Origin of the sequence: Paraburkholderia sp. J67 (genome assembly GCF_905220265.1) — a bacterium.
Lineage (GTDB): Bacteria > Pseudomonadota > Gammaproteobacteria > Burkholderiales > Burkholderiaceae > Paraburkholderia.
On sequence record NZ_CAJMZK010000010.1, the window covers coordinates 258,723 to 274,084 of the forward strand.

Genomic DNA, 15,362 nt, shown 5'->3' on the forward strand with positions numbered 1-15,362 from the left:
ATTTTTTCGACGAAGTATTTAGTTATCCAAATCTAATGAAAATATTCTATTCGTCGAAGCAAACGCGCCATATGCCGAGCCGATCGTTCTATCAAGGTCGCTTCGCACCAGCGCATGAAAGTCCCGAGCGCATAGCGTGCCTGCTGCGCGCGCTGGAGCGTGGGGGATATGTTTCAAGCGAGCCTGAGGACGCGGGTCTTGCACCGATACTCGCCGTGCACGACAAGGACTACGTCGAATTCGTGCGCAACGCGTGGTCGCACTGGCGCGGCGACAGCACGAACGCAGAGGTCATCCCCAACGTGTTCCCGTCGTCACGTGAGCGCGTGCGCGAGCGCACCACGTTGCCGCTGCTCGCCCAGGCCGGTGTCTATATGGGCGATCTGAGTTGCCCGATTGGCGAGGGCACGTTCGACGGCGCGTACTGGTCGGCGCAAACGGCAGTTGCGGCGGCGAATGCCGTGCTCGCGGGCGAGACGCTGGCGTTTGCGTTATGCCGCCCGCCTGGCCACCACGCGCTGCGCGATCGCGCGTCGGGCTACTGCTTCTTCAACAACGCGGCGATTGCGGCGGTGCGCTTGCGCGAGCGTTACGCGCGTGTAGCCATCGTGGATTTCGACTTGCATCACGGCGACGGCACGCAGGCGATTTTCTACACGTGTGGCGACGTGCTCACGGCTTCGACGCACGCCGATCCACGCGACACGTTTCCGTTCTTCAGCGGCGCCGCGCACGAATACGGCGAAGGTGAAGGTCTTGGCGCGAATCTCAACATTCCTCTGCCTGCGGGCGCGGACGACGAAGCGTTCACCGCCGCCGTTGCCGCGCTTCTGGAGCGTGCGCGCGCGTTCGGTGCCGAGGCACTCGTGATCGCGGCCGGTTGGGATGCGCATGGCGACGATCCGCTTTCACGCTTCGAGGTGACGAGCGCCGCCTATGCGCGCATCGCGCGGCTCGTGCGCGCGCAGGCGCTGCCCGTCGTGATCGTCCAGGAAGGCGGCTATCACCTTGGCGCGATCGGGGACGCGTTGCTCGCGTTTCTCGGTGGCCTGGCCTGAGGCGCACACGATACTTTTTCCACAACAGCAAGGGGTTGGCAATGAAAGGCAAGATCGCGGTCGCCGCAGCAGCGGCGTCGATGGCCGGGCTCGTCCATGCGCAGGGCTCGGTGACGTTGTACGGCATCCTCGACGAGGGCATCACCGTCGTCAATAACGAGGGCGGGGCGCACAACGTGCGCATGGAAAGTGGGGTCTATCGCGGCAGCCGTTGGGGGCTGGACGGCTCGGAGGATCTGGGCGGCGGCACGAAGGCGGTATTCAAGCTCGAGAACGGCTTCAGCCTCGATAACGGCTCGCTGGGGCAAGGCGGTCTGATGTTCGGGCGACAAGCTTATGTGGGCCTGAGTTCGCCTTATGGCACGCTTACGTTCGGGCGCCAGTACGACGCGACCACGGACTTTGCGTGGGACTATAACGTAGCCGCGATCGCATCGGGCTATGGCTTTCACCAGGGCGACCTCGACCGCACGCTGGGGGATCGGCTCGACAACTCGGTGAAATATCGTTCACCGGATTTCTACGGTCTGTCGGCGATCGCGATGTATTCGTTCAGCAATACGGCCGGCGAATTCCACAAGGGCAGCGCGTGGAGCAGCGGGGTGTTCTACGATCACGGTCCTTTCACGGCAGGTGTTTCGTACACCTATCTGGCGGGTACGACTTTCGACCCTTATGCGGCGATGGGCTTACGTACCTTCATGGGTCGCACCGTCGTCACGCGCGACGGCGACAACGTCACGCCGGTGCAGGAATCGTTTGAGCTTGATTCGCTGGGCACGCTGGGCGTCGGCGCAAGCTACGCCATCGGCAACGTGACGCTGATCGCCAACATGACCAATACGCGCCTCAAGTATCAGGGCGACGCGACGGTGATGCAGGTCTACGAGGGCGGCGTGACGTGGCAGGCCACGCCTTCGTTGCTGACGGCGCTTGCGTATCAGCACACGCGGTTCGAGGGACACAAGTGGCACCAGGTAAGCCTGGGGGCCTACTACAGCCTGTCGAAGCGCACGCAGCTCTACGCATCGGTTGATTTTCTGAAGGCGTCGTCGGGCGTGGACCCGGTTACGGCTTACGACTTCGCGCCATCGCAGGTGAGCTGGCAGGGCAATGCGCGGGTGGGCATCCTGCATAATTTCTAACAGGCGGTGGCCTGGCAGCACAAGCATTGCCGGCTGCCAGGCAGCCTGTCCATCGGAACACGCGGGAGGCGGGCACCTCGCCTCACGCCGCATCCCACTGCGGCGCAAACTCCGGATTCACGAGCCGCTGGTTTTCCTCGCCGCCTTGCGCGACGTACTTCGCGATGCGCCAGCCGAACACGAGGGCGGGCCCGAGCGTCGTCCCGGGACCGGGGTAGGTGCCGCGAAAGATCGACGCGAGGTCGTTGCCGCACGCGAAAAGGCCTTCGATCACGTGGCCTGCGTGGTCGAGCACTTCGCCGTTGGCATTGCCGCTCAGGCCCGCGCTACAGGCGAGATCGGCGGGCCAGACCGTGACGGCGTAGTACGGCCCCGCGCCGATGGGCCGCACGCACGGATTGGGTTGCTGGCGCGCGTCGCCGTTGAAGCGATTCATCGGCGTGCTGCCGCGCTCGAACGCGGGGTCGCGGCCCTCGGCGGCGTCGCGGTTGTAGGTGTCCACCGTGCGTGCGAGGCCTGCTGCGTTCACCTGGAGCTTCGTGGCGAGTTCGGCGAGCGTGTCGCCTTTCACCAGATAACCCGAGCGCTCGAAGGCGGCGATACGCGCCGCGCTGCGCGCGGGCATCAGCAAGCCGAGGCCGTATTCGTGGATGAACGCGGCGTCCACGATCAGATGCGCGCTCACGCGCGGGCCGTTGACGCCGTGCTTCTGCGCGTCGCTCAGCATGCCCATTACGAAGTCGTGATACGAGGCCGATTCGTTGACGAAGCGCTCGCCCCGGCTATTCACCGCAATGAGCCCAGGCTTAGCGCGGTCGAGGATGATGTGCGGCCACACGCTGTCGTGTTCCGGGTTGCCGTTGCGCGCGCGCTGGATCGAGCAAGGCATCCAGAGGCCGGGACTGTCGCCGCCGTTCTCGACGTTCGCCCCCACTTGCTGGGCGCGGTCCACGCCATCGCCTGTGTGTGTTTGCGGGGCCAGCGACAGGCCGCGCGCGCCCGCCGGAAAGAGCTGATTGCGCAGCGCCGGGTGGCGCGTGATGCCGCCCGTGGCGAGCACCACGCCACGACGCGCGCCGATGCGGCGTCGTCCACCTTCAGGCGTGGCGACGATGGCGCCGGTCACGCGGCCGTCTTCGCGCACGAGTTCGACGAGCGGCGTGTCGAAGCGGACTTCGACGTTGCGCTTGCACAGGCTGTAATAGAGCCGTGCGGCCAGCGCGTTGCCCATCACCAGTTGCGTGCCGCGTGGGTAGCGCAGTCGGTCCATCGCATAGCGGCCCACCACGGCGATCGTGCGGCGGAAGTTGGCAAACGTCGCGAAGGGCGCGAGCAGCGCGTTCAGGTCGTTGCGCGCGACCATCATGCCGCCGAGCCCCATGAACTCCTTGCGCGGCGGGCGCACGCGCGCGAAGGCGCGGCCGAGCACGCGTGCGTCGAATGGCGCGGGCACGAGCGCGCGGCCGCCAAACGCGGCGCCTGGGCCGCTCACATAGTCGGGGTGCGCCGTGGCGGCGACGAACTTGACCTCGCTGATACGGGCCAGTTCGTCGATGGCTTGCGGGCCGCTTTGCAGGAACGCTTCGCGCGCTTCGTCGCCGCCGCGTGCGCCGACGACCGAGCGCAGGAAGCGCCGCGCATCGTCGACGCTATCGGGCACGCCCGCTTCCACGCTCAGCGCTGTGCCCGGCACCCAGGTGGTGCCGCCCGAGGTGGACGTGATGCCGCCCACCATGCCGGTCTTCTCGCACAGCAGCACCTTCAGCTGCTCGTGATCGGCGACGAGCGCTGCCGTCATGCCCGCTGCACCCGCGCCGAAGATCAGCAGATCGACTTCCTCGTCCCAACCCGGTTGTCTGGTCGCGTTCATGCCTGGGAGTCCAGAAGGAAGTCGACCATGCGGTCGCACACGCGCGCGAACATCTGCGTGCCCGTCACGGTTTTGCAGCCGCGTGCGCGCGCCGCTTCGATGAAGGGCGTCAGCGGCGGCTTCGTCACGACGTCACCCACGAAGGTGGTCGAAGCCAGGCGCGAGACGTCGATGGGCAACGGGTCTTCGGGGCGCATGCCCATCGGCGAGGCGTTCACGACCACGTCGAACGATTCGGCGGCGACGTCGTGCGCCGCGACGCGCACCGCGCCGCGCCCGAGCGCGGCGAGCCGCTCGACCAGCGAGCCGACGCGCGCGGCATCGTTATCGCGCACGTCGAGCGAGGCGACGCCGGCATTGACGAGCGCCTGGGCGATGGCCGATCCCGCACCGCCCGCGCCGACCAGCAGCGCACGCTTGCCGCGCAGTTCGCAGCCTTCGTCGGCGAGCGCGGCGACGAAGCCGGTGCCGTCGAACATGCCGCCGTGCCAGCCGCCGCCCGCCTGGCGGCGCAAGGTATTGGCCGCGCCAAGAAAGGCCGCCTCTTCGGACAGACTCGCGCAGAACCCCGCCGCGCTGAACTTGTGCGGCACGGTGATGATGACGCCGTCGACATTGCGCATGGGCGCGATGCCCGCGAAGAACGCGGCAAGATCGGCCGGGGCGACGTGCGCGGGCACGACGAGGGCGTCGCGTCCCGCTTCGCGCAGTGCCGCCGTCACGCCCTTGGGCGAGCGCACCTGAGCGATCGGATCGCCGACGATGAAGTAGACGCGCGTGGCGCCGCTCAGGCCCTCGTCGAGCGAGACAGGCGGGGTGGGTGAAAAAGGTGCGGACGCAACGGTCGTGGAAGAGGGGGAAGCCATGCTGTTTTCATCTCCTGGGTGAAGCCGGCCTCGTCGTGCGTGCGGCCGGTCAGTCGGGTTTGCGTGAGCGCTGCCTGCTGAGGTGTGCGCTCGCCGATATTTTTGATGAACTTTAGTCTAAAGTGGAATAGCATTCAACAATTAAAGAAAATTTCAGGGAATCAGGGTCGTCACCCGTAGCCAAACCCAGGCGACACCCTGACGCCAAGCTGTTCAACCGAAGCAAGGAGGAGATACGCAATGGCAAGGAGACGTCTGGCGGTGATCGGTGCGGGCGCGATCGGCAGGATGCATGTGGAGCGCGCGCGTTTGCATCCGCACGCGCAAGTGGTGGCGATCGCGGACCCGTCGCCCGCCGCCGAGCAGTTCGCGCGAGAGGAAGGGCTGCGCTGGTTCGCCGACTACGCGGCGATGCTCGACGAGGTGCGTCCCGAAGGCGCGATCGTCGCGACACCAAACGCAACGCATGTTGAAGTGGGGCTGGCCTGCGTGGCGCGCGGCGTGCCAGCGCTGATCGAGAAGCCGGTGGCCGATCTCGTGGAGGACGCGCTGCAACTCGATCGCGCCGCGCGTGATGCGGGCGTGCCGCTGCTGGTGGGCCATCATCGACGCCACAATCCGATCCTGCGCCGCGCGCGCGAGATCGTGCAGTCGGGGCGGCTTGGCCAGCCGGTGGCGGCCAATGCGCTCGCCACCTTCTACAAGCCCGACGCGTATTTCGACGTGCCCTGGCGTCGCGAGGCGGGTGGTGGTCCGGTGCTCATCAACCTGATTCACGACATCGACATCATGCGTTTTCTGTTGGGCGAAATCGTCGAGGTGCAGGCGCAGACGTCGAACGCAGTGCGCGGTTTCGCGGTGGAAGACACGGCCGCCGTGCTGCTGCGTTTCGCAAGCGGCGCGCTCGGCACGATCGTGGTGTCCGACACGGCGGCTGCGCCGTGGAACTGGGACCTCGCGGCGGGCGAGGCTGCGCACTACCCGCGCCAGCAGGAGAACACGCACTTTCTGATTGGCACGGATGCGTCGCTCACGCTGCCGCAACTCGATGTGTGGGAGTACCGCAGCGCCAAGGGCTGGCATGAGCCGCTGACCGTGGAGCGCAGCACGCCGCATCTGGCCGATCCGTATCACGAGCAGTTGCGCCACTTCTCGGCCGTGATCGCGCGTGAAGAAGCGCCGGTGTGCGCCGCCGATGACGGCGCGCGCACGTTGGCGGCAACGCTCGCGGTGCATCGGGCGGCCAGCTCGCGGGCGCCAGTCGCACCTGAACTGGCCGCTTCCTTTGAAGCAGCGTAGAAAAAACGATCAGGATGCCTGAAGACTGTGGCGATAGAACGCCACGGTCTCGCGCAGGCCGTCTTCGAGCGAGGTGTGTGGCAAGCCTGGCAGCAGGCGCTCAAGCGCGGGGTCGTGGGGAAACGCGGTAGCGATGGGGAGCGGCGGCCCGTTCGCATCGATCCGCGCGCCCGGCACGATGGCCGCGATCTTGTCGATCAGCGTGCCGACGGGCGTCATTTCGCCGGCTAGCGTGAAGGCATGTGCGCCCTCGAATTCGCGCAGCAGGGCCGCTTCATAGGCTGCCGCGACGTCGTCGGCGAACACGAGGCCCGTCGATCCGCTGAACGGGATCGTATAGCGCTCGCCGCATGCCGCGGCCCGGCAGGCGAGGCTGGGTCCCGCGCTCGAACCTGATTCGCGCCCCGCACCGTACACCACAAGCGGCCGGAAGCCGATGCTCGCGATACCGTGGTCGTGCCAGAAGGCGCGCGCGGAGCCTTCGCAGGCGAGCTTGAACGCGCCGTAGTGCGTTTGCGGCAGCGGTGTTGCGCCGTCGTCGGGGCCGAACACGCCCGCGCTGCTCGCGTAGAGCACGCGGCGGATGCCCGCGTTGCGCGCGGCGTCGAATACGTTCAGCGTGCCGATCAGGTTGATCTGCGCGCCGCGCACCGGGTTCGCCGCACAGTCGGGCGTGAGGATGCCCGCGAGATGAATCACGGCGTCGCAGCCGTCGAACGCCCGCGCCACATCGGCCGCGCTGGCGATGTCGCCCGTGCGCCATTGCACCGACGCCGCGCGTTCGGGCGCGAGCGCCTCGATCAGCCGCGCATTCGCGCGCAGGTCGAACGCCACGCAGTCCATGCCGCGCGCGAGCAGCCGCTTCATGATCCATGCCCCCAAAAAGCCGCTGCCGCCTGTAATCAGTACCTGCATTGTCCTGCCTCCATGTTTTTCGTCCGGTCACAAAGTCTTTGCCAAACCTGCTTTTGTGGAATAGTATTCCAGAACGAAAAGTAATTCTACAAAGACTACGCAACGCGGTCTCTGGAGACACAGGAAAGGCGATACCGAACATGAAGCGAGAACCGAAACTCGAATGCGACGTACTGGTGCTGGGCTCCGGCGCGGGCGGGCTCTCGGCGGCGGTGACGGCGGCGGCGCAGGGCTTGCGCGTGATCGTCGCGGAAAAAGAGGACGTGTTGGGCGGCACGACCGCCTGGTCCGGCGGATGGCTATGGATTCCGCGCAATCCGCTTGCGACACGCGCGGGCATTCGTGAGGATATCGAAGCGCCGCGCACGTATCTGAAGAGCGAATTGGGCGGCCAGTACGACGCCGCCAAGGTCGATGCACTGCTCGAACGCGGGCCGGAAATGGTCGATTTTTTCGAGCGCCACACGGCGGTGCGTTTTATCGACGGCAACCGCATTCCCGACTTTCACACCACGCCGGGTGCGGGCACAGGCGGGCGCTCGGTATGCGCGATGCCGTTCGACGGTCGCGAACTCGGCCCGCTGATCGAGAAGCTGCGCAAACCGCTTTCGGTTGCGACGATCAAGGGCATGGCGCTGGGTTCGGGTCAGGATCTGGCGCACTTTTATCGCGCCACGCGTTCGCTGCGCTCGGCGCTCTATGCGAGCCGCCGTCTCGCGGCCTTCGGCTGGCACGCGCTGCGCTACGGGCGCTCGATGCATCTCGTGAACGGCAATGCGCTCGCCGCGCGGCTGCTGAAATCGGCGGCCGATCGCGGGGTCGATCTGCGCACGCGCGCCAAGGCGATCGAACTCTTGCGCGAGGGGACGCGTGTGACGGGCGCACGCGTCGAGATCGACGGCGTAGTGCACGAGGTGCGGGCCGCGCGCGGTGTCGTGCTCGCGTGCGGCGGCTTCCCGCACGATCTCGCCCGCCGCGCGCAAACTTTCGCCTATACGCCTTCGGGCCGCGAGCACTGGTCGGCGGCGCCGCGCAGCAATACCGGCGACGGCATACGCCTTGGCGAAGCCATCGGCGCGCATTTCGACAACGCGCTGGAAACGCCCGCCGCGTGGGCGCCGGTCTCGATCGTGCCCGAGCACGACGGCGTCAAGGACGTGGTTTTTCCGCATTTGATCGAGCGCGCCAAGCCTGGCGTCATCGCGGTGACGCGCGCCGGTAAGCGTTTCGTGAACGAGGCCTCGTCGTATCACGACTTCATTGGCGCGCTGATCGACACGACGCCGCGCGGCGAGGAACTGTGCGCCTGGCTCGTTTGCGATCACCGCTTCCAGCGCCGCTATGGACTGGGCTTTTCGAAGCCGTTGCCCTTTCCGACCGGGCCGTATCGGCGCTCCGGTTATCTGAAGCGCGGCGCGACGCTCGCGGAACTGGCGGCGCAATGCGGCATCGACGCCAATGCGCTCGGCGAGACGGTCGCGACTTACAACCAGTATGCGAAACAGGGCTTCGATCCGCAGTTTCACAAGGGCACGACGCCGTACAACCGCATCCAGGGCGATGCCGAACATCAGCCGAACCCGTGCCTCGAAGCGATTGAAAACGGCCCGTATTACGCGGTGAAACTGCTGCCGGGCAGCCTCGGCACGTTCTCCGGGCTCGCGACCGACGCACAGGCGCGCGCGCTCGATCGCGACGGCCGCGCGATTGAAGGCCTCTACGCCGTCGGCAACGACAGCGCCAGCATGATGGGCGGCTGCTATCCGAGCGGCGGCATCACGCTGGGCCCGGCGATGACTTTTGGTTATCTCGCCGGACTCTCGTTGGCCGGTGCACGCGCCGCTAACGGAGCTGTGTCGGACTCCAAACAAATTTCCATTCATCCTCAAGGACAATGCAATGACACTGTATGACGTAGTGACGCTCACGGTGAAGATCGGCGCGAATGCGCAGGTCTTCGAAGGCATCAAGGCGAGCGGCGATCCGCATGACGGCAAGCTGCTCGGTTGCTGGTATTCCGATATCGGCTCGCTCGGCAAGGTGCTGGTGCTGCGTGGTTACGAGTCGGAGGCGGCGCTCGTGGGCGAGCGCAAGCGCTTGCTGCTCGAAGGCAATCCGTTCGGCGTGGGCGAGTTCATCACCGACGTCAAGACGGAAAGCTATGCGCTTTTCCCGTTCCTGCCGCCGATCGAGCCGGCCGTGCACGGCGGCATCTACGAGATGCGCGTGTATGGCACGAAGCTCGGCAGCCTGCAACACACGATCGACGTGTGGGAACAGGCGGTGCCCGAGCGCACGCAGCGCTCGCCGCTGGTGGGCGCAATGTACTCGCTCGACGGCGACGTGCCGCGTTTTCTCAACATCTGGCCGTATGCGAGCGTGGACGAGCGCTCGCGCATTCGCGCCGAAGCGGTGAAGGACGGCATCTGGCCGCCGAAGGGCGGACCCGCGCATCTCACGACGATGGAATCGACCATCTGCGTGCCCGCGCCGTTCTCGCCGCTGCGCTAACCGGGGAATGCCATGACCCAGCCTCAACCGCGTGCGCTGTCGCTTTCGGCCTTGACCGTGCTCGAACTGAGCCCGCCGCAGATGGTGCAATGCGCCGTCGATGCGGGCTACGACTACGTGGGCTTGCGCCTGCTGCCCGCAACGGACCACGAAGTGCGTCACGAGATCGTCGGCAATACGCCGCTCAAGCGCGAAACCCTGGCTGTCCTGAAGGATAACGGCATGCGCGTGCTCGACGTCGAGATCCTGCGCCTGAAGCCGGATACCGATGTGAACGCGTATCGGCCCATGCTCGAAACGGCCGCGGAGCTGGGCGCGCGTTACGTGCTCGTGGCGGGCAACGACCCCGACGAGGCGCGCACGGTTGAACGGCTGGGCCAGCTTTGCGATATCGCCGCGCCGCTTGGCCTCACGCCTTCGCTCGAACCCATGCCGTGGACCGACGTGAAGGACATCACGGCGGGCGCGCGCATCGTGAAGGCGAGCGGGCGGCGTAACACCGGCCTCATCATCGACCCGATTCACTTCGATCGTGCGCGCTCGTCGCTCGACGATTTGCGCGCCCTGCCGCGCGAATACTTCGGCTATGTGCAGTTCTGCGACGCACCCGCCGAGCGGCCTGCCGACCTCGACACGCTGCTGTTTCAGGCGCGCTGCGAACGCATGATTCCGGGCGAGGGCGGGCTCGATCTCGTGGGCATTCTGGGCGCGTTGCCGGACCACTTGCCCGTAAGCGTCGAAGTGCCGACCGAACAATGGGCCAAGACCACGCCTGCCGTGGCGCGCGCGCGCCGCTTGCGCGAGGCGACGCTCGCCGTGCTCGAGCGGGCGCGTGCAACGACCTGAGAGATGGTGATGCATTGATGTATCGAGCAGCCCGGACAGGTGGCCAGTCGAAGCGCCGTCCGGGTCTGCGTTCTGAATCGACATAGCAGAACAAGAAGAAAATGACATGGAGACAAACATGGCTTTCTCGCAGCAACGTCAATCCACGGACAAGGGCGCACACGCGCTGGACGTCCAGCAGTTTCTCGATAGCCAGCCGGTCGGGCGCTTTCAGATGCTCGTGCTGCTGCTGTGCATGATGATCGTGATGCTCGATGGTCTCGACACCGTCATGATCGGCTTCATCGCGCCGTCGCTCTCCAGCGCGTGGGGGATTCCGCGCGACGCGCTCGGGCCGGTGATGAGCGGTGGCCTGCTGGGTCTCGCGTTCGGGGCGCTGACCGCCGGGCCGTTGTCGGATCGTCTGGGCCGCAAGACGGTCATGACGGTCGCCGTGCTGTTCTTCGGAGTGTGGAGCGTGGCGTCCGCATTCGCTGTGGACGTGACGTCGCTTACGGTGCTGCGCTTTCTCACAGGCATCGGTTTGGGCGCTTCGATGCCGAACGCGGCCACGCTGATGGCCGAATACGCGCCGCCGCGCCGCCGCGCGTTGATGGTGACGGCGGTGTTCTGCGGCTTTACGTTCGGCGCGGCGGGCGGCGGCTTCGTGAGCGCGTGGCTGATTTCGAAGTGGGGCTGGCAGTCGGTGCTGCTGCTCGGCGGTGTGCTGCCGGTGCTGTTCGTGCCGGTGCTCGTCAAGTGGCTGCCGGAATCGGCGCGCTATCTCGCGCTCGCAAAGCGCCGGCGCGCGCGTCTCGTGAGCGTGCTCAACCGCCTCAAGCCCGGCACCGCCAATGAGGCCACGCGCTTCGTCTCGCACGAACCCGCGCAGGCGCCGGGCAGCCCCGTGCGCGCGATCCTCTCGCGCGAACACGCGTTCGGCACGGTGATGCTGTGGATCTGCTATTTCGCGGGCCTGCTCACGGTCTATCTGCTCGGCAACTGGCTGCCCACGCTGATTCGCGGTCTGGGCTTCACGCTCGCCGAAGCGGCGGTGGTGGGCGCGCTGTTCCAGGCGGGCGGCACGATGGGATCGGTGTTGATCGGCTGGCAGATGGACCGTTTCAACCCGCATCGCGCGCTGGGCGTGACCGTGCTTGCGGGCGGCGTGCTTGCCTGGTACATGGGCGCGTCGGCGCACCCCTTCAGCATCATCTGCGTGCTCGCTTTCGGCATGGGCTACTGCATGAATGGTTCGAACACGGGTTTCTGCGCGCTTGCCGCCGGCTCCTATCCCACCGAAATGCGTGCGACCGGCACGAGCTGGATGCTCGGCGTGGGCCGCTTTGGCGGCATCACCGGCGCAATGGTGGGCGCGGCCATGTTGCACGCCAACTGGAGCTTTGGCGCGGTCTTCACGGCGCTGGCCGTGCCCGCTGCGGTGGGCGGCCTGGCGGTGCTGCTCAAAGGCGCGCGCCATCGCGGCAGCTTCACGGCCGTGGGCGTGAACCCGGGGCATTGATCGTCGGCGCGCTCAGCGAATCTGCTTGAATTCCACTGTGGAATTGTGTTCTCATTTGATCATCACGAAACGGATGAGAAAACGCTATGGCAGGGAATCTTGAGCGCGCGCTCGGCGTGCTGGAACTGTTGGCCCGCAACGGTGGCCGCATGCCGCTGGCCACCATCGCCGACACGCTGGATATCCCGCGCAGCGGCACGCACCGCCTGCTGCAGATGCTGATCGACGAAGGCTTCGTGCGCCAGGACGAGGAGCATGGCGAATACGTGCTGGCCATGAAGCTGGTGTCGCTCGCGCTGATCTATCTATCGACGAGCGGCGTGTTCGACATCTCGCAGCCGGTGCTCGACCGGCTGGCCGAGGCTTCGGGCGAACTGGCGCGGCTGGGGGTGGTGGAAGGCGAGCACATCACCTTTGTCGGCAAGGCGCAGGGCGCGAAGTCGGGGCTGCGCTACGACCCGGACATGGGCAGCAACCCGCCGCTGCATTGCACCGCGAGCGGTCAGGCGTGGCTTGCCACGTTGCCGGACGAGCGGGCGATCGAACTGGTCTCTAAGCAGGGCGGGCTCGGATCGAAAGCGCACAACGCGCCGCGCGCGCCGAAGACGATCCAGCAGTTCCTGAAGGATCTGAGCGGCGCGCGGCAACGCGGCTATGGCGTCGCGATCGAGACGTACGAACCCGGTATGACGTCGATCGCGGCGGCCGTGCGCAATCCCGTGACCGACGAGGTGGTGGGCATCGTCAGCCTCGCGGGGCCGACCAGCCGCTTGCCGGAGGAGCGCCTGAAGGAACTGGCGCCGCATTTGCTGGAGGCGGCGTCGGACATGGGCGCGGCCACGCTGAGTTCGCAGTATTTCAAGCAACGGGCGACGGTTGCGGAAGTCGAACCGGTGCGTGGTGGCGCGGGTAAGGCGAAGGGACGCTCGGCCGCGAAATGAGCGCGTGCGGCCCCTGTCTCAGAACTTGTGCACCAGGCCCACGCCGATACCGCGCGTGTCCGAGCCGGGGGTGATCGTCAGACCCGAATACGCCGTACCGGAGAGCGTGTATTGCGCCTGGTTCCGGTTCTGGATAAAGCCGGCTGCGGTATAGAGTTCGGTCGCCTTGGACAGGTAGTACTCGAATAGCAGGCCCACTTGCTGCGCATTGTTGCCCTTGCCCGTACGGTCGTGCAGATAGCCGTACATCACGGAAAGCAGCGAAAACGGCGAGATCTGATACGAGTCCGAGATCTGGTAGACGTCGTGCTGCATGTACTTGGGCGTGTTGGTCAGGTTCTCCGTGTGATAAGCCAGCCAGATGCGGTTGGACCCGATCACATACGATGCCCCCGCATTGAACACGCTGAATACCGCGCCCGGTCCCGCCGCGGCGCCGCCCGCGAGCGTATAGCTTCCGCCCGCTCCCTCGCCCGGCTCGTCGCCGCGCTCATAGCCTGCCGCCACGTTCAACGGCCCGTTGATGTACTGGACGACCACGTTGTAGAAGCCGATGCCGTTGCCCGACCCGCCGCTCGACGAATCGCGCAAGGCGATCATGAATTTGGCGTTCAGCCCGCCGTATGTGGGCGTGTACCAGGAGATGGCATTGTTCGCGCGGATGATCAGCCCGTTGAAGTTGTTCATCGGCGACGCGATGCTTTTGACCCAGGTCGGGTCCATGGCCGCCTGGAGCACGTCGTATTGCGGCGAGTTTTGCAGGCCGAAGCGGACTTCGCCGAAACCGCCGGACAGGCCGACATAGGCCAGGCGATTGAAGGCTTCGGCCGCGTTGGTCGCCGCGCCCGTCTGGCCGGAAAACGCTTGCTCAAGCTGGAAATTGACATGCAGGCCGTCGCCGATATCCTCGCTGCCCTTGAAGCCGTAGCGTGTTGCGAAGAGTCCGCCGGGCACGGCACGGACCGCTGAATTGCTGCCGCTCGAACTCTGATAGACAAAGCCATTGTCGAGCACGCCATAAAGCGTGACCGTCGACTGCGCGAACGCGGAGGGCGTGCACGCGCTGTACAGGACTGCGCCGGATGCGAGAGTGATCAATTTTTTCATGCAGTATCTCCATGCTTGTACGCAGCGGCGTGCCGGTGCCTTTATAGGTATTGAGTATTTGGTACAGCTAACTTAAATGCACGATCGTGCAATTCGCAAAACGATTGAACGTGTCGATACGTCCGTTCAGACGACGGCGTTGAGGACGAAGAGGAAGAACGTCTGCGCGGCCCGCGAGTGGGTCGCTCGTCAGACAGAAGCCCGGCAACGGCCGGGCAAGAGAACGGATCTAGATGTTTCGCGGCTCAATCAAGGCTCACTTGATTGAGCGCGTTTGTCTGGTCGATATCCATTGCGGTCGAAATCGTCTTGAAGATCATGCGACAAGGTTAATTGCGCGCACGCCAATGGGTCCATGTATAAAACGGAGATTGGGTGGCATTTTTTCTCTGCCAACCGGAGCGGGTAAACCAGTACGATTGCGACGGGCCGAGCGGGGCTGGAATGATGCAATCGCCATGCAGATGACGATGCGTTAGCGCGAGACGCTCGACCGGTGCATACCGGTCGAGGTGTTGGAGGGCAATTGCAGGAAGCGTGGCAGGGAGATAGAACGCCAGCTATTGCGGCAGCATTTCCGACACGCGCAACCAGGGACTCTGTGGCATGCCGGCCAGGCGCGCGAGCAGGGGCGCTTCGGCCACGGAGCACTCCACAGGAAAGCAGGCTGCGCCCTGGGACGCGAGCCACAAGGTGCGCGCCGCGCCGTCGACGATCGAGACATAGGGCCGCGACGTCGAATTGATCGCGGCCGTACCGTTGACGACGCGCGGCGCGAGGTGAGGTCTGAGGCGGCAGCGCACCTCCACGAGCGGCACGGGGTCGTGCGCGCCGAACTGGAAACCTTCGTCGGCGAGTTCGAGTTTCTGTCTCATGGCGTCGGCGTGTGTGCTGCGTCTGAGCGGCGCGCGTATCGAACCGGGCATTTCATTGCGCCACAATCCGACCAGCGCGTCGCGCCGCACTTCCACCACGGCGCGCTCTTCGTTGCCGAATTCGGTTCGGCCCACGCTCATGTACACATCCCCCTGGCGCGTGCCGACCTTGAACACGGCGAGCGTGCGGCCGCCCACGGCATCGCATGGTCCGATATACGTTTGCACAGCATCCCCTTTAACGAATGACGCGTGATTGACGCAATGCGACGTGACGCGGGCGCTGTCGAGCGCGCCCGCGTCACGTTGCTGCACCCGGCGTTCAGCTATACACGGGGAAGCGCTTGGTCAGCTCCGAAACCTGCGCCTTGACGCGCTCGATCGTGGCTGCGTCTTCCGGGCTCTCCAGCACGTCGGCGATCAGGTTA

The 15,362-nt window shown here is 65.7% G+C and carries 13 protein-coding genes; 8 read left to right on the forward strand and 5 right to left on the reverse strand.

The window, feature by feature from the left end:
• The first annotated feature begins 35 nt into the window (after nt 1–35).
• Together U5782_RS20415 and U5782_RS20420 are read left to right on the forward strand one after the other, a co-directional pair.
• Nucleotides 36–1,058 (forward strand): histone deacetylase family protein, encoded by a 1,023-nt coding sequence (locus U5782_RS20415; protein ID WP_322045689.1) that lies wholly within the window; start codon nt 36–38, stop codon nt 1,056–1,058.
• Nucleotides 1,059–1,099: 41 nt separating this feature from the next.
• Nucleotides 1,100–2,203: a porin gene (locus tag U5782_RS20420; RefSeq protein WP_322045690.1), complete on the forward strand. Its 1,104-nt coding sequence runs from the start codon at nt 1,100–1,102 to the stop codon at nt 2,201–2,203.
• Nucleotides 2,204–2,285: 82 nt separating this feature from the next.
• Here U5782_RS20420 and U5782_RS20425 read toward each other — a convergent pair whose 3' ends face one another.
• Nucleotides 2,286–4,073, reverse strand: coding sequence for an FAD-binding protein (locus U5782_RS20425; protein ID WP_322045691.1), 1,788 nt, complete (start codon nt 4,071–4,073; stop codon nt 2,286–2,288).
• Nucleotides 4,070–4,939: a shikimate dehydrogenase family protein gene (locus tag U5782_RS20430; protein ID WP_322045692.1), complete on the reverse strand. Its 870-nt coding sequence runs from the start codon at nt 4,937–4,939 to the stop codon at nt 4,070–4,072. Before U5782_RS20430 ends, U5782_RS20425 begins: the two co-directional genes overlap by 4 nt.
• A gap of 240 nt (nt 4,940–5,179) precedes the next feature.
• On the opposite strand from U5782_RS20430, the gene U5782_RS20435 reads away from it, so the two are divergent.
• Nucleotides 5,180–6,238, forward strand: coding sequence for a Gfo/Idh/MocA family oxidoreductase (locus U5782_RS20435; RefSeq protein ID WP_322045693.1), 1,059 nt, complete (start codon nt 5,180–5,182; stop codon nt 6,236–6,238).
• A 9-nt stretch (nt 6,239–6,247) separates the two neighbouring features.
• Here the strand turns inward: U5782_RS20435 and U5782_RS20440 are convergent, their stop codons facing one another.
• Complete coding sequence (locus tag U5782_RS20440; protein WP_322045694.1) at nt 6,248–7,153, reverse strand: NAD(P)-dependent oxidoreductase; 906 nt, start codon at nt 7,151–7,153, stop codon at nt 6,248–6,250.
• A gap of 140 nt (nt 7,154–7,293) precedes the next feature.
• Here U5782_RS20440 and U5782_RS20445 point away from each other — a divergent pair, with 140 nt between their 5' ends.
• The 5 genes from U5782_RS20445 to U5782_RS20465 all read left to right on the forward strand — a co-directional run bounded on the left by U5782_RS20445 (nt 7,294) and on the right by U5782_RS20465 (nt 12,952).
• Nucleotides 7,294–9,066 (forward strand): FAD-dependent oxidoreductase, encoded by a 1,773-nt coding sequence (locus tag U5782_RS20445; protein ID WP_322045695.1) that lies wholly within the window; start codon nt 7,294–7,296, stop codon nt 9,064–9,066.
• Nucleotides 9,053–9,664 carry an NIPSNAP family protein gene (locus tag U5782_RS20450; protein ID WP_322045696.1) on the forward strand — a complete coding sequence of 204 codons (612 nt, stop codon included), beginning with the start codon at nt 9,053–9,055 and terminating at the stop codon, nt 9,662–9,664. The genes U5782_RS20445 and U5782_RS20450 overlap by 14 nt, the downstream gene beginning before the upstream one ends.
• Nucleotides 9,665–9,676: 12 nt before the next feature.
• Nucleotides 9,677–10,510 (forward strand): sugar phosphate isomerase/epimerase, encoded by an 834-nt coding sequence (locus tag U5782_RS20455; RefSeq protein ID WP_322045697.1) that lies wholly within the window; start codon nt 9,677–9,679, stop codon nt 10,508–10,510.
• A 118-nt stretch (nt 10,511–10,628) separates the two neighbouring features.
• On the forward strand, nt 10,629–12,011 hold the full coding sequence (locus U5782_RS20460) for an MFS transporter (protein ID WP_322045698.1): 1,383 nt from the start codon (nt 10,629–10,631) through the stop codon (nt 12,009–12,011).
• A gap of 86 nt (nt 12,012–12,097) precedes the next feature.
• A complete protein-coding gene (locus U5782_RS20465) occupies nt 12,098–12,952 on the forward strand; it encodes an IclR family transcriptional regulator (protein ID WP_322045699.1) in 855 nt (284 codons plus the stop codon).
• Nucleotides 12,953–12,970: 18 nt separating this feature from the next.
• Here the strand turns inward: U5782_RS20465 and U5782_RS20470 are convergent, their stop codons facing one another.
• Both U5782_RS20470 and U5782_RS20475 read right to left on the reverse strand, forming a co-directional pair.
• Nucleotides 12,971–14,059 carry a porin gene (locus tag U5782_RS20470; protein ID WP_322045700.1) on the reverse strand — a complete coding sequence of 363 codons (1,089 nt, stop codon included), beginning with the start codon at nt 14,057–14,059 and terminating at the stop codon, nt 12,971–12,973.
• A gap of 560 nt (nt 14,060–14,619) precedes the next feature.
• A complete protein-coding gene (locus U5782_RS20475; RefSeq protein ID WP_322045701.1) occupies nt 14,620–15,162 on the reverse strand; it encodes a plasmid fertility inhibition factor family protein in 543 nt (180 codons plus the stop codon).
• Nucleotides 15,163–15,362: the final 200 nt, after the last annotated feature.